This window comes from Burkholderia sp. BE12 (genome assembly GCF_002959955.1).
GTDB lineage: Bacteria > Pseudomonadota > Gammaproteobacteria > Burkholderiales > Burkholderiaceae > Burkholderia.
Window position 1 is genome coordinate 35601 of the sequence record NZ_PREY01000014.1, and the last position, 20375, is coordinate 55975.

Below are 20375 nucleotides of genomic sequence, written 5' to 3' on the forward strand. Positions count from 1 at the left end.
GCGGCTCAGGGGCGAAGATGTTGAAGAAGCGTGGAGCGGAACGAATCGATATGGCGTTCGACGGCTGCGCGCGCGCCGGCGGCGTCGCGTGCGGACAGCCGATCGAACAGCGCGCGGTGCTCGTGCTGGACGTCGGCGAGATGGTGCGGTTCGGACAGCGTGACGAACCAGAAGCGCAACGAACGCTCGTGCAACGCGCGCAGGATGTCGGCGAGCACCGCGTTGCGCGCGGCCGCGGCGATCGTCTGATGAAACGCGCGGTCGAGCTCCATCATGCCCTCGACGTCGTGCGTATCGACGCAGGCCTGCCCGTCGTCGAGCAGCGCGGCCAGGCGCGCGAGATCGTCGGGCGTCGCATGGCGCGCGGCCAATTCGGCGCAGTGGGCTTCGTTGATGCGCCGCACGTCGATCACCGCGACGATGTCGTCGAGCGACAGCGGCTGCACCATCAAGCCCTTGCGCGGCATCACGGACAGCAACCCTTCGAGCACGAGCCGATGCACGGCCTGATGCACCGGCGTGCGGCCGATCCCCGTACGTGCGACGAGATCGGCTTCGTTGAGCGCGGCGCCCGGCTTCAGGCGCATCGTGATGATGTCGCGCTGGATCAGCGCGTACGCGCGGTCGGCGAGGCTGGCCGGAGACGCGGTGGGGCGATCGCGGGTGACGTCGGTCAGCGTACTCATGCGGGCGGCGCGGCCGGGGCCGGAAGGGGCGCGATCATGGTGCGGATGCTCGGGAAGCGTGGGCGATCTCTGGATATTATTGTGATATATCAGTGGCGTCCAGTATGGTCGATGCGAGGCCGGCTCGCGACTCGGCCGCTCCCCGCGCGACTTGCCACCGACTTGCAACAATATCGACAGGATGTTGCAGGTTTGCCGCGCGATCGTGCACTGAAGCATAATGAATCCTCGTCTATCCCTACGCGCGAGCGACGCATCAGACCATCGTCATGAGCGAAAACACGCCTTCCCCGGCCGGTCTGCCCGGCACCTCTTCCGCTTCTTCCGATTCCCCCCGTCCCGATCCGGCGAAAACGCCCGATGCGCCGGCCACGCAGGCCGCCGCGGAGAATGTCGCCGACGACGGCGCGTCGCCCGTCACGGCCGCATCCGAGCCGGGTGCGCCCGGTGCGGCGGGCGCCGTCGGTGACGGCGCTGCCGCGGCCGTGCCGCCGAAGCCAGGCGTGCCGCCGCCCGGATTCGGCGCACCGCCCGATTTCGACACGCCGCGGCCGCCGCCCGCGAACGCGCAGAATGCGCCGCCGGCCTATCTGAAACAGAGCGACACGCCGTGGTCGGTGTTCGGCCGGATCGTCGCGGCGCGCGCGCGGCGGCTGTTCGACCGCGCCGGCCAGCGGATCACGCAGCGCACGCTGCGCATCGGCGTGTCGGCGCGGATCTTCCATCCGGAGCCCGGCGCGAAGGGGCTGCGCGGCAAGACGCTGCAGTATCTCGAGGAATCGATCGCCCACTGGGTGATGTCGCGCGACGTGCTCGTGTTCATGATTCCGACCGTCGGCCATCAAGGCATGATCCATCCGAGCAACATTCGCCTGCGCGACTACGCGAAGCATCTCGACGGCCTGCTGCTGCAAGGCGGCGCCGACGTGTCGCCGCAGACCTACGCGGCGTCGGATGCGCGCCCCGAATGGCCGGGCGATCGCGTGCGCGACATGTACGAGCTCGAACTGCTGCACGAATTCGTCGAGTCCGGCAAACCCGTGCTCGGCGTGTGTCGCGGCTGCCAACTGATCAACGTCGCGTTCGGCGGCTCGCTGTACCAGGACATCGCCACCGACGTGCCGACCGCGAACGCGCACGTGAGCGAGCATTACGACCAGCATCGTCACGCGATCCGCTTCCCCGACTCGTCGACGCTCGCGAGCATGTTCCCGGGGCGCAGCGAAGCGATCGTCAACTCGATACACCACCAGGCGATTCGCGATCTCGGCCGCGATCTGAACATCGAGGCCGTGTCGGCCGGCGACGGGATCATCGAAGGCATTCGCCACCGGCGTTCGCCGTTCGTCGTCGGCGTGCAGTGGCATCCGGAGTTCCATCGCGCGGGCGGCTCGGAACTGCTCGACTGCACGCCGCTGCTCGACGCGTTCCTGCGCGCGGCGCGCGAAACGCGTCTGTAGCACGCTGTATTTTTCGCGTCGCACGAAGGCCGGCCGCATCCCGATTAATTCGAGATGCGGCCGTTTCGTTTTGAACGATAATCGCGAGTTCCGATTCGTTCGCCGGAGTCTGACGTTGGCTTTCCGAAACTTTTCCCCTGCACGATGCGCAACGTGGATCGTTGCACTGGCTGCCTGCGCGCAAGCGGGCGCGGCCTGGTCCGACGATGCGACCGCACCTGCCGCCGGTACGCGTCCGGCGGTCACGAGCCTGAGCGGCGGCGCGTCGCCGGCGGCATCGGCCACGGCCGCGACGGACGCCGCCGCGCAAGGCAACGTCGCCGAGCTGACGCAGATGCTGCACGACGGCCGGATCGTCGAGATGCGCACGACCTACAACGGCAGCTACGGCGCGAGCCTGATGTTCGATCCGCGCGAGATGACGTACTACGTCGCGCTGTTCCAGGACAAGAATCTGTGGCGCGTGATCCGTTCGCAGGAAAAGAATCGCGCGGAGATGGTGTACGCGAACTTCGTCCAGCAGACGGCGCAGCTCGCCGATATCGAGATCCGCCGGACCGAGCTGCAGGCGCAGAAGGCATTTCTCGAACGCGTGATCGCGCTGCAGGCGAATCGGGCGCAGCAGTTGCAGGCCGACTTGAGCGTCGCGCGCAGCCAGCAGGCCGAAGTCACGCAGCGGCAGAAGTCGGCGCAGGAGCAGGCCCAGGCGCTGCAGGTCGAGAAGCGGGCCGCGCAGTTGCAGTTGCGCGATCTGCAGGAGCAGGTGCGGCAACTCGAGAAGCAGACCGAGACGGGGCTGCCCGCGCACAAGTAACGATTCGTCGAACGGACGCAGCGAGACGAGCGCAAACCCGGCGAAGCGATCTTCGCCGGGTTTTTTATTTGCGCGTGCGTCAGTGCGGGACCGCTTCCGGCACGTCGGTCACGCGACGGTGCGACAGTTGCGACGTCCAGTCGAAACCGGCCGCGGGCGGGGACGCCGGGCGCGCCGGCTGCGTGGCGCGCAGCGCGTTTGTCATGGCAATCAACGTGGCCGGATCGTCGAGCGAGGCGCGGGTATCGCGGGTGTCTGCCATGCGCGGCGGCGGAGCGAGCCGATCGCGTGTGCCGGCGTGGATCGCGCCGCGCTGGATCGGCGGATGGGCGGCGAGCCGCGGCACGACCGGTGTGCGGGGCGGTGCCTTCGTCGTGCGTTGGCTGGTTGCTCGACGTGGCGAGGCAGGGGGGGCGTGCCGTACGTCGGCCGTCGCTCGCAGGTGGCGCGGCGCCGGGCGAAGCGCGACGCGATGCGTGGCTGGCGGCGATCCAACCGTGTTCGCGACAGGTGTCGCCACGTTGCGCTGCGGCATGACGTGCGTCGACGTAGCAGGTTGTGCCGCGCCGCCGGACGCTTGAAGCGCGTACGCAGGACCGCGACCCACAGGCGGAGCGTACGCGCCGATCAGCCAGCCAATGATGCCGAGCGCGCCGATGCTCCAGCAGACGGCGTACATCGCGCGCCGGTCGCGAGGGCGGCGCGCGGGATCCGGCACGCGACGGGCGGCCGCCGCGGCCGGCGTGACAGCCACCCCGGCCGAAGCCGGCAGCGATGCCGCCGCGGGCAGTGGTTGCCATTGGCACGTGCGGTGTGGCCGGTCGACATCGATGCAGGACGTGGTCAGTGTCGCGAGGCAGTTCCTGCCGGGCCGTGCGCCGGGCGCACCGGGGAATCGCCATTCGCGGCCGAACGGCGGGATGTGATCGAGCGGAGTGGCGCGTGGGCGGGCGAGCGCGCCTTCGACCGGGACGAGGGGCGATGGGGTCATGAAGGGGGGCCGCCGTGCGACACGGGTGACCGTGCCGGAGCGGCGAGGAAATGTCGTCGCAAATCGTGACATTGTGGTCAGCAGGCGAACGCAGGTCGATCAGATTGATCTGATTCTTGTGCCCATTGCGGGGCGACGTGTACGAGGCGGATACCGCGACGGCCATGACAGGGCGCCACAAGGCAAATGTCGGCCTGGCGTGGCATGATTCACGAATCATGCCGGTGGCGCGCCGTTACGCGCCGTGCCGCCGGCGGGCAGCGATGTCCGTGCGCGCCGGCCCGACCCGGCGCGTCGTGCATCGTCGGATTCATGCGGCGCGGTATTCGCGCCATCCGAGCTGAGCGAGAAAACATGTCCACCGCGTCCCCTGCCATCGCGCAGGAATCGAAAGTCCGCACCGTCTTCCGGGTCGTCAGCGGCAACTTCCTGGAAATGTACGACTTCATGGTCTACGGGTATTACGCGTCGGCCATCGCGAAAACGTACTTTCCGAGCGGCAACGCCTTCGCGTCGCTGATGCTGTCGCTGTCGGTATTCGGCGCGGGCTTCCTGATGCGGCCGGTCGGTGCGATCGTGCTCGGCGCGTATATCGACCATCACGGCCGCCGCAAGGGGCTGATCCTGACGCTCGGGCTGATGGCGATCGGCACGCTCACGGTGGCCGCGATACCGGGCTATGCGACGATCGGCGTGCTCGCGCCGGTGCTCGTGCTGCTCGGCCGGTTGTTGCAAGGCTTCTCGGCGGGCGTCGAACTCGGCGGCGTGTCGGTCTATCTGTCGGAGATCGCGACGAAGGGCCACAAGGGGTTCTATACGTCGTGGCAGTCGGGCAGCCAGCAGGTGGCCGTCGTGTTCGCCGCGTTCGTCGGCGTCGTGCTGAACCGCGCGCTGCCGGTCGAGGAAATGACCGCGTGGGGCTGGCGCATTCCGTTCCTCATCGGCTGCCTGATCGTGCCGTTCCTGTTCCTGATCCGCCGTTCGCTGAAGGAGACCGACGAATTTCTCGCGAAGCGCCATCGCCCGACGATGGGCGAGATCATGCGCTCGATGCTCGACAACTGGGGTGTCGTGGTGGCCGGCATGGGGATGGTGATCATGACGACGGTGTCGTTCTACATGATTACCGCCTACACGCCGACCTTCGGCAAGGAAGTGCTGCACCTGTCGTCGCTCGACGCGCTTGTCGTGACCGTCTGTGTCGGGATCTCGAACCTCGTGTGGCTGCCGCTGTCCGGTGCGCTGTCCGATCGCATCGGCCGCCGCCCGGTGCTGATCGCGTTCACCGTGCTGACGCTGCTGTCGGCTTACCCGGCCGTGCTGTGGCTCGTCGGCGATCCGTCGTTCCTGCGGCTGCTCGCGGTCGAGCTGTGGCTGTCGTTCCTGTACGCGTCGTACAACGGGGCGATGGTCGTCGCGCTGACCGAAGTGATGCCGGTCGACGTGCGTACGGCCGGCTTCTCGCTCGCATACAGCCTGGCAACGACGATCGGCGGCTTCACGCCGGCGATCTCGACGCTGCTGATCCACCAGACGGGCAACAAGGCGGCGCCGGGGCTGTGGTTGAGTGTGGCCGCGATCTGCGGCTTGATCGCGACGCTCGTGCTCTACCGCACCGCCGACGCGCGCAACCAGTACAAGTCGGCCTAACGGCGGCCGGGATGTCGCGCGGCGTCGGCCGCGCGTCGCATCGAAGAAGGGGGCGCAATGCGCTCCCTTCTTCGTTTGCGGTCATGCCTCGCGCAGCATGTCGGCCACCGCGGCCGCCACGTCGGGCCATGCGCCCGGCGCAGGCTGGCGGGCGATCCTGGCCTGCGCATACCACGGGCAGTCGCCGCCGGTGAACCAGCGCCAGTCGGGTGCGAACGGCAGCATGACCCACAGCGGCTTGCCGAGTGCGCCCGCGAGGTGCGCGACAGCCGTGTCGATTGTGACGACGCCGTCGAGCCGCTCGATCAGCGCGGCCGTATCGGCAAAGTCGTTCAGCCGGCCGTCGAGACGATGCACGCGCGGATGCGCGTCGACGCGCGCCCGTTCGTCATCGTCCAGCGCGGGCTGCAGCACGATCCAGTCGATGTCCGGCAGCGCGAGCAGCGGCGCGAGCGCGTCGAACGGCATCGAGCGGTTTTCCTGTGCCTGCCGGCGCCCCGACCACGCCAGGCCGAACTTGCGCTTCGACTGCCCGCCGAGCGAGCCGCGAAAGCGCCGCCCGGCGCCGTCGGGCGCATCGAGGTAGCGCGAGCCGACGATGTCTTCCGGTTGAAGCCCGAGCAGGAACGGCAGGCTCATCAGCGTGCAGGCGACGTCCGCGGCAGGCAGCTTCGCGGCGCCTTGCGCGACGAGCGTCACGCGCCAGCGCGACGCGGCCGGCGTCAGCAGCGCGACGAGTTCCGGCTGGACTTCGAGCACGACGCGCGCGCAGCGGGCGCGGGCCAGCGGCACGAAGCGGACGAACTGCAGCGTGTCGCCGAACCCCTGTTCCGCGCGGATCAGCAGCGTACGCGCCGCAATCGGCTCGCCCTGCCAGCGCGGCAGCGCGCCGAGCGGCGTCGCGCCGGGCGTCTCGTGGCGCGCTTCGTAGGCGGGCAGGCCGCGCGCGAAGTCGCGCAGCGTCAGCAGCGTGACCGCGCGATGCAGCCGCGCGAGCGTGAGATCGGGCGCGACGCGCAGCGCCTGGTCGAATGCGCGCAGCGCCATCTCGTGCGCGCCGAGCGCGTGATGCGCGTTGCCGAGATTCAGCCATGCGAGCCCGAACGACGGATCGAGCCCGACGGCGCGTTCGTAGTACGGCAGCGCGTCGCGGTGGCGCGCCTGCGCGCAGAGTGCGTTCGCGAGCCCGAACAGCGCGAGCGGAAACGGCGGGTGCAGCGCGAGCGCGGCTTCGAATGCCGCGGCCGCCTCGGCATGCCGGCCGACCGCATCGAACGTGTTGCCGAGATTGAAATGCGCGGCGACGAACCGCGGCTGCGCGGCGATCGCGGCCTGGAAGTGCGCGATCGCATCGTCGGCGCGGCCCATCGCGCTCAGTGCCATCCCGAGGTTGTTGTGCGCGCCCGCATGCCCGGGCCGGAGCTCGAGCGCGCGACCGAACGCGGCGAGCGCGTCGTCGTGGCGGCCGAGCGCGTTCAGCGCGTTGCCGAGATTGTTGTGGATCGATGCGTCGTCGGGCGTGAGCCGCAGCGCGCGGCCGAAAGCGTCGATCGCATCGTCGTGACGCTGCACCGCCGCATAGGCGTTGCCGAGGTTGTAGTGCGCGAGCGGAAATTCGGGTGCAAGCGTCAGCGCGTTGCGAAAGCGGTCGATCGCTTCGTCGAGCCGGCCGAGCGCTTTCAGCGCGTTGCCGAGATTGAGCTGCAGCGCGGCATCGTTCGGACGCAATGCGACGGCGCGGCCGACGAGATCGGCTGCCTCGGCGTGCTGGCCCTGCTGATGCCGCAGCACGCCGAACAGGTGCAGCGCGTCGGCGTCGGCGGGGTTGGAGGCGAGCGCGTTGCGATAGCCGTGCTCGGCCTCGGCGAGGCGACCCGCGCTGTGTGCGGCGTATGCCTGGTCGAATACGGAATCCATGACGCGAAAACGAGCGGAAAGCGCGTATTTTCCCACACCGCGCGGCGGGGTCGCGGATCGGCCGGTTGGCATATGGCCCCGTGACGCGGAGCGGCGTAGACTTGCAGAGTCGCGTGTCATCGAGGGTCTCATGGCTGACACACTGTCCGATATCCCGCCCGTGCTGATCGTCGGCGCGGGGCCGACCGGCCTTGCCGCGGCGATGAGCCTCGCGCGGGCCCGCGTGCCGGTGCGCATCATCGATCGTCTCGTCGCGCCGGCGCCGTTTTCGCGTGCGATCGGCATCCAGGCGCGCACGCTCGAACTGCTGGAGCAGCATCGTGCGGTCGAACCGTTTCTCGCGCTCGGCCATCGCGCGCATGCGGCCGAGCTGCATGCCGACGGCCGCGTGATCGCACGGCTCGATTTCGATCCGCTGCGAACGCGCTATCCGTATCTGATGTTTCTCGACCAGAGCATCACCGAGCGGCTGCTCGCCGAACATCTGGCCGGAATGGGCGTGACCGTCGAACGCGGTACGGCGCTGACCGCATGCGACGCGGGCGGCACGTCGCTCGACGTGACGCTGCGCTGCGCCGACGGCCGCGACGAGTCGTTCACCCCGTCATACCTGATTGCCGCCGACGGCGCGCACAGCACGGTCAGGCATCTCCTCGGCCTCGGCTTTGCCGGGCATGCGTTCGAACAGACTTTCCTGCTGGCCGATTTCGCGGCGATACCCGACTGGCCGGACGAGGAGATCCACCTGTTCACGACGCCCTCCGGAATCGCGGGCCTGTTTCCGATGGGAGGCGGCCGTTACCGGCTCGTGGCGGACCGGCCGCCCGGCGGCGACGCGTCGCCCGACGCAGCGGCGCCGTCGCTCGCGGAATGCGATGCGATCATTCGTGCGCGCGTCGGCGCATCGATCTCGCCAAGCGATCTCGCGTGGTCGTCCTATTTCCACCTGCACAGCCGGATGGTCGGCCGGCTGCGTCATGGCCGCGTGTTCTTCGCGGGCGACGCCGCGCACGTCCACAGCCCGGCCGGCGCGCAGGGCATGAACACCGGCATCCAGGAGGCGTTCAACCTCGGCTGGAAGCTCGCGCGCGTCCTCGGCGCGGGCGCGCCCGAGCGGTTGCTCGACACCTATCACGCGGAGCGCCATCCGATCGAGCGCGACGTGTTGCGGCAGACCGGTTTCGTCACGCAGGTCGTCGAAGCCGAGCGCGGTGCGATGAAGCTGCTGCGCGATCATGTCGTGCCGCTGCTGGCGTCGTTCGGGCCGCTGCGCGACGCGCTCCGGCGCACGGTGAGCGAGCTCGGCGTGCAGTACCGGAAGAGCCCGCTCACGCTCGAGCGCGTGCTCGACGGCGGCCCGCGCGCGGGCGAGCGCGCGCCCGATGCGCTCGTGCACGTGCTCGACGGGCCGCTCGGTCGGGCGCCCGGCGCGGCGCGGCTATACGATCTTCACGATCCGGCGAGTTTCACGCTGTTGCTGCTGGAAGAGCCGGTGGATACCGACGCCGGCGAGGTGCCGCCGATCCCGGCCGATGCGCAGGTGCTCGTGCAGGGGCTCGAACGGATCATGCCGGAAGCGGTGCGCGTGTGGCGCGTCGCCGATGCCGAGGGCGACGGGGCGGCAGGGCTCGCGCAGGAATACGGCCGCTCGCGGCCGTCGTTCTATCTGCTGCGGCCCGACGGCTATGTCGCCGCGCGGGGGCGCACGGCGACCGACGCCAACGCGTTGCTGCGCCACTGCGAAAGCTGGTTCGCGGGCCTGTCGGTGTCCGCGTAGCCGCGCGCTCAGGCGGGCGCCGCGGCAGGCACGAGCGACGCGCGATGCGCGGCGATCGCATCGCGCACGATCGGCATCGCGCGTTGCCCGGCTTCGCTCGACGGATCGTCGAGCGCGGCGAGAAACGCGCGTCGCATCCGCGGTTCCCAGAAGCGCCGGATATGCTCGGCGATTCCGGTCAGCGCTTCGTCGCGATCGGGCATCGATTCGAAGAATGCGCCGATCTGGTTGGCCATGTCGATCAGGTGGTCGTTGTTCATTGCGGCCTCACTTGCCTGTCGTCACGGCGGCTGGCGCGGCGGCGCGGCGCTCGAGCAGGTCGAGCTGCTCCGAGTTGAAGCGCGCATACGCGCGCTGCCAGTCGGACGGCTGCGCAACCGGCATCACCTGCACGGCCGTCACCTTGTATTCGGGGCAGTTCGTCGCCCAGTCGGAGCTGTCCGTCGTGATCACGTTCGCGCCCGATTCGGGAAAGTGGAACGTGGTGTACACGACGCCCGGCTGCATGCGCTCCGTCACGAGCGCGCGCAGCACCGTCTGCCCCGCGCGCGATTCGATGCCGACCCAGTCGCCGGAGCGGATCCCGCGATCCTGTGCGTCGTGCGGATGGATCTCGAGGCGATCCTCCTCGTGCCACCGGACGTTTTCGGTCCGGCGCGTCTGCGCGCCGACGTTGTATTGCGACAGGATGCGGCCCGTCGTCAGGATCAGCGGATAGCGCTGCGTGACCTTCTCCTGCGTCGGAATGAACTTCGTGATCACGAACCGCCCCTTGCCGCGCACGAACGTGTCGATGTGCATGGTCGGCGTGCCTTCGGGCGCCTGTTCGTTGCACGGCCACTGGATGCTGCCGAGCGCGTCGAGCTTGTCGTACGACACGCCCGAGAAGGTCGGCGTGAGCCGCGCGATCTCGTCCATGATTTCCGACGGATGCGTGTAATGCATGTCGTAGCCGAGTGCCTGCGACAGCAGCAGCGTGACTTCCCAGTCCGCGTAGCCCGCGAGCGGCGGCATCACCTTGCGCACGCGCGAGATCCGGCGTTCCGCGTTCGTGAACGTGCCGTCCTTCTCGAGGAACGTCGAGCCCGGCAGCAGCACGTGCGCGTATTTCGCGGTTTCGTTCAGGAAGATGTCCTGCACGACGATGCATTCCATCGCCGACAGCGCGGCCGCGACATGCTGCGTGTTCGGGTCCGACTGGACGATGTCCTCGCCCTGGCAGTAAAGCCCCTTGAAGCTGCCGTCGAGCGCAGCGTCGAACATGTTCGGGATGCGCAGTCCGGGCTCCGGCTGCAGCGTGGCCGACCACGCCTGCTCGAACTGCGCGCGCACGACTTCGTCGCCGATGTGGCGGTAGCCGGGCAGTTCGTGCGGGAACGAGCCCATGTCGCACGAACCCTGCACGTTGTTCTGGCCGCGCAGCGGATTGACGCCGACGCCTTCGCGGCCGACGTTGCCGGTCGCCATCGCGAGATTCGCGATGCCCATCACCGTCGTCGAGCCCTGAGCGTGTTCGGTGACGCCCAGCCCGTAATAGATCGCGGCGTTGCCGCCCGTCGCGTACAGGCGCGCGGCCTCGCGGACCAGCTCGGCCGGCACGCCCGTCACGTCCGCTGTCGCCTCGGGCGAATTGTCGGCCTGCGCGACGAAGTCGCGCCATTGCTCGAACGCGCGCGTCTCGCAGCGCTCGGCGACGAATGCGTCGGCCACCAGCCCTTCGGTGACGATCACGTGCGCCAGTGCATTGACGATCGCGACGTTGGTGCCCGGACGCAGCTGCAGATGGTGCGTGGCCTTCACGTGCGGGCCGTCGACGACCTCGATGCGGCGCGGGTCGATCACGATCAGCTTCGCGCCTTCGCGAACGCGCCGCTTCAGCCGCGAGCCGAACACCGGGTGGCCCTCGGTCGGGTTCGCGCCCATCACGACGATCACGTCGGCCTGGCCGACCGATGCGAACGTCTGCGTGCCGGCCGATTCGCCGAGCGTCGTCTTGAGGCCATAGCCGGTCGGCGAGTGGCACACGCGTGCGCAGGTATCGACGTTGTTGTTGCCGAACGCGGCGCGCACGAGCTTCTGCACGAGATAGGTTTCCTCGTTCGTGCAGCGCGACGACGTGATGCCGCCGATCGAATCGCGGCCGTACTTCTGCTGCAGCTTGCGGAATTGCGTCGCCGCGTAGGTGAGGGCTTCGTCCCAGCTCACTTCGCGCCACGGGTCGGTGATCTTCTCGCGGATCATCGGCTTCGTGATGCGGTCCTTGTGCGTCGCATAGCCCCACGCGAAGCGCCCCTTCACGCATGCGTGGCCTTCGTTCGCGAGACCGTTCTTGTGCGGCGTCATGCGCACGACCTGCGTGCCCTTCATCTCCGCCTTGAACGAGCAGCCGACGCCGCAGTATGCGCAGGTCGTGACGACCGAGTGTTCGGCCTGCCCGAGCTGCACGACGGATTTTTCCTGCAGCGTGGCCGTCGGGCATGCGGCGACGCAGGCGCCGCACGACACGCACTCCGACGCCATGAACGATTCGCTTTCGCCCGCGGCGACGCGTGATTCGAAGCCGCGCGCGGTGATCGTCAGCGCGAACGTGCCCTGCGTTTCCTCGCAGGCGCGCACGCAGCGGTTACAGACGATGCATTTCGACGGGTCGTAGGTGAAGTACGGGTTCGATTCGTCCTTGGTGTCCTTCAGGTGATTCGCGCCGTCGAAACCGTAGCGCACTTCGCGCAGGCCGACCACGCCCGCCATGTCCTGCAGCTCGCAGTCGCCGTTGGCCGGGCAGGTGAGGCAGTCGAGCGGGTGGTCGGAGATGTACAGCTCCATCACGTTGCGGCGCAGCGACTGCAGCCGGTCCGACTGCGTGCGCACCTTCATGCCGGCTTCGGCCGGCGTCGTGCACGACGCCGGATAGCCGCGCCGGCCCTCGATCTCGACGAGGCACAGCCGGCACGAGCCGAACGGTTCGAGCGAATCGGTCGCGCAGAGCTTCGGGACGTTGACGCCGGCTTCGATCGCCGCGCGCATCACCGACGTGCCGGCCGGCACCGTGACCGGCTGGCCGTCGATTTCGAGCGTGACGTCGGTATCGGCATACCGTTGAGGTGTGCCGTAGTCGGTATCGTCGAACGGATCGCGGGCGCGCGCCTGTGCGGCGCTCTTGCACGCGCATTGGCCCGAGCCGCAGCCGCCTTGGCGGACGTTGTTCGTGTCGAGGGACATGCAGGGCTCCTTCTGGGTCAGGCCGCAGCCTTGACCGGGCCCGACGCGGCATCCTTGCCCGCGGCGAGTCCGAAATCTTCGGGGAAATGATCGAGCGCGGACAGCACCGGGTACGGCGTCATCCCGCCCATCGCGCACAGCGAACCGGCCAACATCGTGTCGCACAGGTCGCGCAACAGCGTGACCTGCCGCTCCGATGTATCGCCGTGGCGAATGCGCGCGATCGTCTCGACGCCGCGCGTCGAACCGATCCGGCACGGCGTGCACTTGCCGCACGATTCGATCGCGCAGAACTTCATCGCGTATTCGGCCAGCTCGGCGAGATTCGACGTGTCGTCGTGCAGCACGATGCCGCCGTGGCCGACGACCGCGCCGATCGCCGTGTACGCCTCGTAGTCGAGCGGCACGTCCCACTGGTGGTCGGGCAGGTAGGTGCCGAGCGGGCCGCCGACCTGCGCGGCGCGCGCAGGCCGGCCACTGGCCGTGCCGCCGCCGAAGTCGAACAGCAGCTCGCGCAGCGTGACGCCGAACGCGAGCTCGACGAGGCCGCCGTAACGGATGTTGCCTGCCAGCTGGAACGGCAGCGTGCCGCGCGAGCGGCCCATCCCGTAGTCGCGATAGAACGCGGCGCCGCGCGCGAAGATCACCGGCGCCGTCGCGAGCGTGATCACGTTGTTGATCACGGTCGGCTGGCCGAACAGGCCGGCGAGCGCGGGCAGCGGCGGCTTCGCGCGCACGACGCCGCGCTTGCCCTCGAGCGATTCGAGCAGCGCCGTTTCCTCGCCGCAGACGTACGAGCCCGCGCCTTTCGCGACGTGCAGCTCGAACGCATGCGGGGAGCCGAGCACGTGTTCGCCGAGCCAGCCGGCTTCACGCGCGCGGACGATCGCGGCTTCGAGCACGGCGATCGCGTGCGGGTATTCGCTGCGTACGTAGATGTAGCCGACCGTCGCGCCGGTGGCGATACCGGCGATGATCATCCCTTCGATCAGGCAGTACGGATCGCATTCCATCAGCAGGCGGTCGGAGAACGTGCCCGAATCGCCTTCGTCCGCGTTGCAGACGATGTATTTCTGCGCGGCGCGTGCTTGCCGCACGGTACGCCACTTGATGCCGGCCGGGAACGCCGCGCCACCGCGGCCGCGCAGCCCCGACTCGATCAGCGCTTCGCATGCGGCGTCGCCGTCGAGCGCCAGTGCGTTCTTCAGGCCGGCGAGGCCGTCGTGTTGCAGGTAGTCGTCGATCGACAACGGATCGGTCAGGCCGATGCGCGCGAACGTGAGCCGCTGCTGGCGCGCCAGATAGGGCAGCGCGTCGACGAGGCCGACGCCGCTCGGATGCGTGCCGCCTTCGAGCCAGTTGGCGTCGAACAGGGCCGGCACGTCGGCGGCCGACAGGTTGGCATAGCCGACGCGGCCCGCGGCCGTTCCGACTTCGACGAGCGGCTCGAGCCACAGCAGCCCGCGCGAACCGTTGCGAACCATCTCGATCGCGACGCCGCGCCGTTCGGCCTCGGCCATGATCGCGGCGGCGAGCGCGTCGGCGCCGAGTGCCAGCGCGGACGAATCGCGCGGTACGTAGATGCGGGTCGTCATGCGGCCTCCGGCGTGTGGGCGACCGCGTCGGCCAGCAGTGCGTCGAACTTCTCCGGCGTGACCTTTGCGTGGAGCACCCCGTTGACCGTCATCGACGGCGATTGCGCGCACAGCCCGAGGCAGTAAACCGATTCGAGCGCGACGTCGTCCGGCGTGTGGGTTGCGGCGGCGGCATCGCCGTGCGCGGCGTCGAACCGGCAGCCCGTGCGGGCTTCCGCGTGGGCGGCGAGCGTTTCGCAGCCCATGCTGCGGCACGCTTCGGCGCGGCACATCTGGATCGTCACGCGGGCGGGCGGCGCGGTGCGGAAATGATGGTAGTAGGTCAGGACGCCGTGCACTTCCGCGCGCGACAGGTTCAGCGCTTTGGCGAGCGGCGCGACGCAGCCCTGCGGCACGTAGCCCGCGTCGTCCTGGATCGCGTGCAGGATCGCGACGAGCGACCGGCCGGCGCGCGCATGGCGCTCGACGAGCGCATCGGGCGCAGGGGAATTCGGGGACATCGGTTATGCTCCTCCAAAGTCTCATATGCGCTCGAAATTCATATAGTGCGCACGTGGGACTTCGTTCTGATTGATTTTGACCAACGATAAGCGGAAGATTTCGTGGTCGCAATAGGAAATCGGAGTGCATAATTGATTCGAATCGAATGCGACGCGTATCTGACCGTACGCGACACGGAAGGCCGTTCGGCCAGCCTCTCCGACGTCGCTCCGCTGCTGGAGCTCGTGGCCGATACGGGCAGCATCGCGCAGGCCGCGCAAGCCAAGGGGCTGTCGTACCGGCACGCGTGGGGCATGCTGCGCGCGCTGGAGTCGTGCATCGGCGGGGAATTGATCGAAACCGCGCGCGGCAAGGGGTCGACGTTGTCGGCGCTCGGGCAGGCGGTCGTCGATGCGCAGCGTCTGGCGCGCAGCCGCCTCGACGGGAACCTGCGCACGCTGGCGGCCGAGGTGGCCAGTGAACTGAACCGGCGGCTCGCGCAGCGCGACGGCGCCGTGCGCATCCATGCGTCGCACGGTTACGCGGTCGCGACGCTCGTTTCCGCGCTCGTCGATGCGCAGGCGGCCGTCGACATCAAGTATCGCGAGAGCGTCGAGGCCGTGCAGGCGCTCGCGCGCGGCGAATGCGACCTCGCCGGCTTCCATTTGCCGCGCGGCGCGTTTCGCGCGCAGTGCGCGCAAATCTACCGGCCGTGGCTCGACGACACGCGCCACGTGCTGATCCACCTGACGCGCCGCCAGCAGGGGCTGTTCGTCCCGCGCGGCAACCCGAAGCAGGTACGCGGGCTGGCGGATCTGGCACGCAACGACATCCGCTTCGTCAACCGCCAGCCGGGATCGGGCACGCGCATGTTGCTGGATCTCGCATTGCGCGCGATCGGCATCGATCCGGAGCGTATCGACGGCTATGCGTCGGCCGAACTCACGCATTCGGCGATCGCGGCGTTCGTCGCGAGCGGAATGGCCGATCTCGGTTTCGGCGTCGAGCCGGCCGCCCATCATTTCGGGCTCGACTTCATCCCGGTCGTCGACGAGGACTATTACTTCGCATGCGAACGCGCTCGGCTCGATGTGCGGCCGCTCGCCGATGTGCTGGCACTCCTGCGTGACGCACGCTTCGTCGAGCGCGTCGCGCATCTCGACGGCTACGATCCGGCCGCGTGCGGCGCGCTGGAGCGCATCGCGACCGGGCTGGCCGGCAGCGACGACGCGAGCGGCCCGGACGGCAATTCCCGGTAACGAAGATGCGATCGCGCCGCGCTGCAGCAGTGGGGGAATTGCGCTACGCTTGCCGCTTGATCAACGTTCCAACAAGCACGCCGTTCAGGCGTCATCCCGCCATGAAATTTTCCGTTCCCCTTGCCGCGGCAGCGTTGACCGCGGGGCTGCTGGCCGTCGCTTCGCCGTTTGCGTTCGCGCAGAATTCCCCGGGGGTGCCCGGCGGCATCCTGAGCGAACAGTTCCGCCTGAACGAACATCCGCAGATGCCGTTCGCGGCATCGACGCCGTCGGAGAAATACCAGAGCGGCAAGAAGTCGGCATTGCGTCGCAAGGGTGATCTGGGCGATCCGAACGGCTGCAACCTGAAGTGCCCGCTGGATACCCGGTAACGGGCCGGCGGCATGTCTGCGCCCGGGTGGGGCGCTTGCCTTTTGTGCGGCGGTTTGAGCAACTGACGGACTGCAGCAGACGTTCCGTCTGATTCCGCACCTCTATTCGAGCCCCGCGAAGCCTCCCGCTTCGCGGGGCTCGTGCTTTTCGGCGGCTCTTCACGCAAGACGGGACGGGCGAAGCGGCCGTTCGCCCGCATTCCCGTCCCGACAGAAATCTAGGGTTAACCCGTAAATCAGGAAGGATGTCTTCCTGAAACCTGCCTTATTCTTAAGCATCCACCTACATAAACTTCGATTTGTCGGCGCTGATCAAGGGTGTTCACCGCCGAATCAGACAAATCTGGAGGTAGGTCATCATGAAGTCGCTCGTTCAAGCCGTTGTCGTTGCTGCCGCTCTCGTTGCTCCGGTCGTTTCGTTCGCCCAGTCGGGTTCGACGATCACGCGAGCGCAGGTCCGTGCCGAACTGGTTCAACTCCAGCAGGCCGGTTACAACTCCGCCCGCGGCGAAGATCCGCACTATCCGGAAGCGATCCAGGCCGCAACGGCCCGTATCGCGGAGCAGCAGCGCAGTGCGTTGGCGCAAGCTCAAGGCGCCGACGCCAGCGGCTACGGTGCGCAGGCACAGGGCGCATCGGCGTCGGGTTCGCGCGCAATGGGCGTGCGCCCGGCCAGCGCGGAAGAAATGAAGTCGCTGTATCGCGGCAGCTAAGCCGCATATCGCCCGGTGTGGGCCGGCGCGGGCGCTGCGCTGCGTCGTGCCCGACGCCAGCCGTCGGGCCGGTCGCTGCCCGGCGCAGCCGATGATGGCGCGGGCGCGGCCGAACATCCGTCACGGATGGAGCGCGCGTAGCAGAACATCCGTCACCTCCTGCCGCCGAACATCGGCGGCATTCCGCACGACCCATCCGTGGCTGGGCGCTTTTTCGGAAGGCGCCGGGCGTGCGTTTCGCCGGCAACAAAAAACCCCGCAGACTTGCGTCATGCGGGGTTCGTGCGACGAGCGCGGAATTTGGTGGAGGCGGCGGGAATCGAACCCGCGTCCAGAAGCGCTCCACGACTAGTTCTACATGTTTAGTCCAGTCTTTTGATTTAACCGCAGCGACGCGGACGAACACGCTGCACTACGGCGATTCGCTAGATTTTCGACCCTGGCGTCGCGACGCCGACAGAGCTTAACTGACGTAAATGACCTCTGGCGGTATTGCTACCGGTCTTGCGACACTAGCCCGTCAGTGAACTAGGCAGAGGACGGCGGCCCTTAGGCTGCCAGTGCGAACGTTTCGTCGTTTGCAGTTACGATTTTCCCATTGATTAACGAGGTGACGGGTCCTCGACATGCCCTAGCCGCTTCACAACCCCTGTCGAAACCAGGTCGCCCCCGCGGTAAGATCGACCATTATAGCCCAACATCGCGCAGCAGGTCCCGCAGTTCCTGCGTCGTGTCGACGAGGTGCTGGGCCTGCCAGTCGGCCGGCGCGATGCCGTCGCCGCAATAGCCGTACGCGGCTGCCACGGTGGCCATGCCGGCGGCGCTGCCGGCCTGAATGTCGCGCAGGTCGTCGCCGACGTAGACGATGCGCGCGGGCGCGAGCGTCAACTGGCCGGCCGCATGCAGCAGTGGGGCCGGATGCGGCTTCGAGTGCGGCGTTGTGTCGCCCCCGACGACGCAGGCGGCGCGCGGCGCGAGACCGAGCAGCTCGACGAGCGGTGCCGTGAGCCGCATCGCCTTGTTCGTGACGATGCCCCAGCGCACGCCGCGCGCATCGAGTTCGTCGAGCACGTCGCCGATGCCGGGAAACAGCGTCGTCTGCACGCAGAGATCGGTCGCGTAGTTGACCAGAAATTCGTCGCGCATCGCTTCGTAGCCGGGCGTGTGCGGATCGATGCCGAACGCGCCGCCGAGCAGGCCGCGGGCGCCCGCCGAGGCCAGCGGCCGCAACACGTCGAGCGACGTTTCGGGCAGGCCGCGCTCGCGCTGCATCTTGTTGACGGCTGCCGCGAGATCGGGTGCCGTGTCGGCGAGCGTGCCGTCCAGATCGAACAGGACCGCATCGCAGTGCAGCAGGCGCGGTTCGTCTGGGATCCGCGCGGTCGAAAGGGGAGTCGTCATGCCGGTCGGAAGGTCACGCGCCGCGGCGGCACGCGACGAGGTAGTTGATGTCGGTGTCGTTCGACAGCGCGAAGCGCTTGCCGATCGGGTGATACGTGATGCCCTTGAGCTCGACGATGTGCAGATCCGTTGCACGCACGAAGCTAGCCAGTTCCGACGGGCGGATGAAGCGCGCGTAATCGTGCGTGCCCTTCGGCAGCATTTGTGCGATGTATTCCGCGCCGATCACCGCGAACAGGTAAGACTTCAGGTTGCGGTTCAGCGTCGAGAAGAACACCCAGCCGCCCGGCTTCACGAGCGTCGCGCACGCGGCCACGATGTCGCCGGGCGACGGCACGTGCTCGAGCATTTCCATGCACGTGACGACGTCGTAGGTGCCCGGTTCGCGCGCGGCGATCGCTTCGGCGGCGATCGCCTCGTAATCGACCGAAATGCCGCTTTCGAGGCTGTGCAGGTCGGCAACGCCGAGCGCTTCGGTCGACAGGTCGATGCCTTTCACCTGGGCGCCGAGCCCGGCCATCGATTCGGACAGGATGCCGCCGCCGCAGCCGATGTCGAGTGCGCGCTTGCCGGCCAGGTGCGCATGCGCGTCGATCCAGCCGAGCCGGACCGGGTTCAGGTCGTGCAGCGGTTTGAATTCGGCATTCGGATCCCACCACCGGTGGGCGAGGTCGCTGAATTTCTGGAGTTCGTGCGGATCGGCGTTGGTCATGTCGGCAAACGGGCTACGAGAGGAGGGCGATGCTTCGGTGCGTCAGCCCCGAGTATATAAGCGGGCGGACGGCGAGGCCAGCGAGCGCCTGGACGGCGCGTCAATGAAAAAGCCCCGCCGGGGCGGGGCTTTGAAGCAGTCGAGAACCGCGGCTTAGTTTGCCGGAACGGTCGTCTTCTGCACTTGCTGCGTACCAACCACTTCGACTTCCACGCGGCGATCCGGTGCGAGGCAGGCGATGAGTTGCTTGCGGTTCTTCTGGTTGCAGCCAGTCGTAACCGGGTTGCGCTTGCCCTTGCCTTCCGTGTAGATCTTGTTGGCCGGCACACCCTTGCTGACCAGGTACGACTTCACGGCTTGCGCGCGGCGCAGCGACAGACGGTCGTTGTACTTGTCCGAACCGATACGGTCCGTGTAGCCCGTTGCGACGACCACTTCCGTGTTCATGCCTTCGATCTTCGAAGCCAGTTCGTCCAGCTTTTGCTTGCCCAGCGGCTTGAGCGTTGCCTTGTCGAAGTCGAACAGTGCGTCGGCTTGATACGTGATCTTCTGGCTCGTGATGGCCGGAGCGACCGGAGCGACCGGCGGCTGCGGTGCCTGGGCGACCAGTGCGCCATCGCACTTGGCGTTGGCGGTGGCCGGCGTCCAGAACGCGTCACGCCAGCAGAGCTCGTTCGTGCCGTTCATCCACACCCATTCGCCCGTGCCGTTCACCCAGTTGTCATTGACGGCTTGACGCGACGCCGGCACCGACTGTGCCGAAGCGGATGCAGCCATAACTGCGGTAGCTGCAATGAACGCGAGCTTTGAAAGTTTATTCATATTTCTCCTCTCGAAATTGAGATTACCGCAGGTTTACTGCGAGCCTGTTGACGGTGACAAGTCATACATTGCTCGAAGTATAACATTGGTGCGGCACAAAAAACGCGGCACCGCTCTGTGTAGACTTCGAGCAGCGTCTAACTTTCAGTGCGTTGGCATTTTGCCATATCGTTCCCTTCCTACGAAAAAAAATCCTCCCCACCCCAAGATCGCTTCAACTTTGTGGTGCATGCGCAACACCGCCCTGCCGTAACTTTTAGAAATTGTCAAGAGCGTGGCCGGGAAATCGCACGAAATGCACGCCGTCGTTTACTCGCGCGCATGAAGGAGGGCGGATGGGATCGCGTGCGATTTCGGCCGATTCGCCGCGGCCGCGATTTTTGCTGTTTACATATAGAGGGGGAGCGGATTGGCGGCTGATGGGCGCATGTTAGAATCTCGCGTTGCGTTGCGCTTGCAGCGCCCACGCGAAAGGCGTTCGCCGTCTTCGCTCCGAAACGATACGGAT

Annotated in this window: 17 protein-coding genes and 1 other RNA gene; 7 read left to right on the forward strand and 11 right to left on the reverse strand. The window is 67.7% G+C overall.

The window, feature by feature from the left end:
- Positions 1 to 5 precede the first annotated feature (5 nt).
- Complete coding sequence (locus tag C4B30_RS17410) at positions 6 to 686, reverse strand: GntR family transcriptional regulator (protein WP_027783844.1); 681 nt, start codon at positions 684 to 686, stop codon at positions 6 to 8.
- Positions 687 to 955: 269 nt separating this feature from the next.
- Between C4B30_RS17410 and C4B30_RS17420 the strand changes: the two genes are divergently transcribed.
- Both C4B30_RS17420 and C4B30_RS17425 read left to right on the forward strand, forming a co-directional pair.
- Positions 956 to 2146, forward strand: coding sequence for a gamma-glutamyl-gamma-aminobutyrate hydrolase family protein (locus C4B30_RS17420; protein ID WP_027783845.1), 1191 nt, complete (start codon positions 956 to 958; stop codon positions 2144 to 2146).
- 115 nt (positions 2147 to 2261) lie between these two features.
- The gene (locus C4B30_RS17425) at positions 2262 to 2960 is read left to right on the forward strand and encodes a DUF2968 domain-containing protein (protein ID WP_027783846.1); all 699 of its coding nucleotides are present in this window, start codon (positions 2262 to 2264) and stop codon (positions 2958 to 2960) included.
- Between the two features lie 79 nt (positions 2961 to 3039).
- Here the strand turns inward: C4B30_RS17425 and C4B30_RS17430 are convergent, their stop codons facing one another.
- Positions 3040 to 3951, reverse strand: coding sequence for a hypothetical protein (locus C4B30_RS17430; protein ID WP_175888557.1), 912 nt, complete (start codon positions 3949 to 3951; stop codon positions 3040 to 3042).
- Between the two features lie 354 nt (positions 3952 to 4305).
- Here C4B30_RS17430 and C4B30_RS17435 point away from each other — a divergent pair, with 354 nt between their 5' ends.
- A complete protein-coding gene (locus tag C4B30_RS17435) occupies positions 4306 to 5601 on the forward strand; it encodes an MFS transporter (protein WP_027783848.1) in 1296 nt (431 codons plus the stop codon).
- A gap of 81 nt (positions 5602 to 5682) precedes the next feature.
- Here C4B30_RS17435 and C4B30_RS17440 read toward each other — a convergent pair whose 3' ends face one another.
- Positions 5683 to 7518: a tetratricopeptide repeat protein gene (locus C4B30_RS17440; protein WP_442778459.1), complete on the reverse strand. Its 1836-nt coding sequence runs from the start codon at positions 7516 to 7518 to the stop codon at positions 5683 to 5685.
- A 130-nt stretch (positions 7519 to 7648) separates the two neighbouring features.
- Here C4B30_RS17440 and C4B30_RS17445 point away from each other — a divergent pair, with 130 nt between their 5' ends.
- Positions 7649 to 9295: an FAD-dependent monooxygenase gene (locus C4B30_RS17445; RefSeq protein WP_027783850.1), complete on the forward strand. Its 1647-nt coding sequence runs from the start codon at positions 7649 to 7651 to the stop codon at positions 9293 to 9295.
- Positions 9296 to 9303: 8 nt separating this feature from the next.
- On the opposite strand, the gene C4B30_RS17450 is transcribed toward C4B30_RS17445, so the two are convergent.
- Genes C4B30_RS17450 through C4B30_RS17465 form a run of 4 tightly spaced genes read right to left on the reverse strand, consistent with a single transcriptional unit; the run spans position 9304 to position 14609 of the window.
- Positions 9304 to 9555, reverse strand: a complete 252-nt coding sequence (locus C4B30_RS17450; RefSeq protein ID WP_027783851.1) for a formate dehydrogenase subunit delta — start codon at positions 9553 to 9555, stop codon at positions 9304 to 9306.
- A gap of 7 nt (positions 9556 to 9562) precedes the next feature.
- On the reverse strand, positions 9563 to 12514 hold the full coding sequence (fdhF, locus tag C4B30_RS17455) for a formate dehydrogenase subunit alpha (RefSeq protein WP_027783852.1): 2952 nt from the start codon (positions 12512 to 12514) through the stop codon (positions 9563 to 9565).
- A gap of 17 nt (positions 12515 to 12531) precedes the next feature.
- Positions 12532 to 14109, reverse strand: a complete 1578-nt coding sequence (locus tag C4B30_RS17460) for a formate dehydrogenase beta subunit (protein ID WP_027783853.1) — start codon at positions 14107 to 14109, stop codon at positions 12532 to 12534.
- A complete protein-coding gene (locus C4B30_RS17465) occupies positions 14106 to 14609 on the reverse strand; it encodes an NAD(P)H-dependent oxidoreductase subunit E (protein ID WP_027783854.1) in 504 nt (167 codons plus the stop codon). The genes C4B30_RS17460 and C4B30_RS17465 overlap by 4 nt, the downstream gene beginning before the upstream one ends.
- A 132-nt stretch (positions 14610 to 14741) precedes the next feature.
- On the opposite strand from C4B30_RS17465, the gene C4B30_RS17470 reads away from it, so the two are divergent.
- The 3 genes from C4B30_RS17470 to C4B30_RS17480 all read left to right on the forward strand — a co-directional run bounded on the left by C4B30_RS17470 (position 14742) and on the right by C4B30_RS17480 (position 16932).
- A complete protein-coding gene (locus C4B30_RS17470; protein ID WP_027783855.1) occupies positions 14742 to 15848 on the forward strand; it encodes a substrate-binding domain-containing protein in 1107 nt (368 codons plus the stop codon).
- Between the two features lie 101 nt (positions 15849 to 15949).
- The gene (locus C4B30_RS17475; protein WP_027783856.1) at positions 15950 to 16219 is read left to right on the forward strand and encodes a hypothetical protein; all 270 of its coding nucleotides are present in this window, start codon (positions 15950 to 15952) and stop codon (positions 16217 to 16219) included.
- Positions 16220 to 16578: 359 nt separating this feature from the next.
- On the forward strand, positions 16579 to 16932 hold the full coding sequence (locus tag C4B30_RS17480) for a DUF4148 domain-containing protein (protein WP_027783857.1): 354 nt from the start codon (positions 16579 to 16581) through the stop codon (positions 16930 to 16932).
- Between the two features lie 301 nt (positions 16933 to 17233).
- On the opposite strand, the gene ssrA is transcribed toward C4B30_RS17480, so the two are convergent.
- The 4 genes from ssrA to ompA form a co-directional block, all read right to left on the reverse strand.
- Positions 17234 to 17603, reverse strand: a transfer-messenger RNA (tmRNA) gene (gene ssrA / locus C4B30_RS17485).
- A gap of 16 nt (positions 17604 to 17619) precedes the next feature.
- Entirely contained in the window at positions 17620 to 18333 is a 714-nt protein-coding gene (gene gph, locus C4B30_RS17490; RefSeq protein ID WP_027783858.1) for a phosphoglycolate phosphatase, read from the reverse strand.
- Positions 18334 to 18346: 13 nt separating this feature from the next.
- Entirely contained in the window at positions 18347 to 19045 is a 699-nt protein-coding gene (ubiG, locus tag C4B30_RS17495; RefSeq protein WP_027783859.1) for a bifunctional 2-polyprenyl-6-hydroxyphenol methylase/3-demethylubiquinol 3-O-methyltransferase UbiG, read from the reverse strand.
- A gap of 153 nt (positions 19046 to 19198) precedes the next feature.
- A complete protein-coding gene (gene ompA, locus C4B30_RS17500) occupies positions 19199 to 19867 on the reverse strand; it encodes an outer membrane protein OmpA (protein ID WP_006476579.1) in 669 nt (222 codons plus the stop codon).
- Positions 19868 to 20375: the final 508 nt, after the last annotated feature.

Bases quoted from the DNA above. Each gene is read 5' to 3' on its own strand.
- C4B30_RS17410 (WP_027783844.1), bottom strand. From the start codon at position 686: ATGAGTACGCTGACCGACGTCACCCGCGATCGCCCCACCGCGTCTCCG.
- C4B30_RS17420 (WP_027783845.1), top strand. From the start codon at position 956: ATGAGCGAAAACACGCCTTCCCCGGCCGGTCTGCCCGGCACCTCTTCC.
- C4B30_RS17430 (WP_175888557.1), bottom strand. From the start codon at position 3,951: ATGACCCCATCGCCCCTCGTCCCGGTCGAAGGCGCGCTCGCCCGCCCA.
- C4B30_RS17435 (WP_027783848.1), top strand. From the start codon at position 4,306: ATGTCCACCGCGTCCCCTGCCATCGCGCAGGAATCGAAAGTCCGCACC.
- C4B30_RS17440 (WP_442778459.1), bottom strand. From the start codon at position 7,518: ATGGATTCCGTATTCGACCAGGCATACGCCGCACACAGCGCGGGTCGC.
- C4B30_RS17445 (WP_027783850.1), top strand. From the start codon at position 7,649: ATGGCTGACACACTGTCCGATATCCCGCCCGTGCTGATCGTCGGCGCG.
- C4B30_RS17450 (WP_027783851.1), bottom strand. From the start codon at position 9,555: ATGAACAACGACCACCTGATCGACATGGCCAACCAGATCGGCGCATTC.
- fdhF (WP_027783852.1), bottom strand. From the start codon at position 12,514: ATGTCCCTCGACACGAACAACGTCCGCCAAGGCGGCTGCGGCTCGGGC.
- C4B30_RS17460 (WP_027783853.1), bottom strand. From the start codon at position 14,109: ATGACGACCCGCATCTACGTACCGCGCGATTCGTCCGCGCTGGCACTC.
- C4B30_RS17465 (WP_027783854.1), bottom strand. From the start codon at position 14,609: ATGTCCCCGAATTCCCCTGCGCCCGATGCGCTCGTCGAGCGCCATGCG.
- C4B30_RS17475 (WP_027783856.1), top strand. From the start codon at position 15,950: ATGAAATTTTCCGTTCCCCTTGCCGCGGCAGCGTTGACCGCGGGGCTG.
- C4B30_RS17480 (WP_027783857.1), top strand. From the start codon at position 16,579: ATGAAGTCGCTCGTTCAAGCCGTTGTCGTTGCTGCCGCTCTCGTTGCT.
- gph (WP_027783858.1), bottom strand. From the start codon at position 18,333: ATGACGACTCCCCTTTCGACCGCGCGGATCCCAGACGAACCGCGCCTG.
- ubiG (WP_027783859.1), bottom strand. From the start codon at position 19,045: ATGACCAACGCCGATCCGCACGAACTCCAGAAATTCAGCGACCTCGCC.
- ompA (WP_006476579.1), bottom strand. From the start codon at position 19,867: ATGAATAAACTTTCAAAGCTCGCGTTCATTGCAGCTACCGCAGTTATG.